The 947-nt window shown below is 68.1% G+C and carries 1 protein-coding gene; it reads left to right on the top strand.

Annotation, left to right across the window (positions count from 1 at the left end; genetic code table 11):
• Positions 1 to 830 (top strand): UDP-N-acetylmuramate dehydrogenase (gene murB, locus AC1DYX_RS31530; RefSeq protein WP_477266195.1); only part of this gene is annotated, 830 nt, incomplete at its 5' end.
• Positions 831 to 947: the final 117 nt, after the last annotated feature.

Below are 947 nucleotides of genomic sequence, written 5' to 3'. Positions count from 1 at the left end.
ATGCGCTGGTGTTGCATATGGGCCTCATGGGCAAGGAGATCGTCGGGGAAACGGCCGACGCCATCCTCGTGCGCGCCCGCGCGGGCGAGAACTGGCATGCGTTCGTGGAATGGACGCTGGCGCAAGGACTGGGCGGCCTGGAGAACATGGCGCTGATCCCGGGCACGGTCGGCGCCTCGCCCATCCAGAACATCGGCGCATACGGGGCCGAGGTCAAGGATCGTTTCCATGCGCTCACGGTGTTCGATTTTGCCGACGGATCGACGCGCACGATGGACGCGGCGGCCTGCCGCTTCGGCTACCGCGACAGCGTGTTCAAGCATGCGGAAGGTGCCTCCCTCGTCGTGCTGGACGTCACGTTCGCGCTGCCGCGCGCGTGGACGCCGAACCTGCGCTATGCGGAACTGGCGCAGGCCGTGCAACAGCAGGACAGCGCGGCACCGACCCCGCGCCAGGTGGCGGACGCCGTGATCGCGATTCGGCGCCGCAAGCTGCCCGATCCGGCCGACATCGGCAACGCCGGCAGCTTCTTCAAGAATCCGGTCGTGCCGGCCGACCACTGCGCACGCCTGCTGGCCACGTGGCCGGACCTCGTGCACCACGCGCAGCCGGATGGCAGCGAGAAGCTGGCTGCGGGCTGGCTGATCGACCGCTGCGGCTGGAAGGGGAAACATCTCGGCCGGGCCGGCGTCTATCCGAAGCAGGCGCTCGTGCTGGTGAACAACGGCGGCGCGACGGGGGCCGAGATCCTGGCACTGGCGCGCGCCATCCAGGACGACGTCGAGGCGCGCTTCGGCGTGCGGCTGGAGCCGGAACCCGTCCTGGTCTGACCCAGTAGATACCGTCTCGCCCGTCAAGCCTCACATGGCGTAATTTGGGTCATATGGCCTGCCTGTGTGCACAACACCAAAGCACAGGTGGGCCAGCTTGCGCATGCAGGCGCCGAT

Source organism: Massilia sp. P2_C2, from assembly GCF_056404615.1.
Note: the sequence above shows the minus strand (reverse complement) of the source record. Positions and strands in the feature narration are given on the sequence as shown.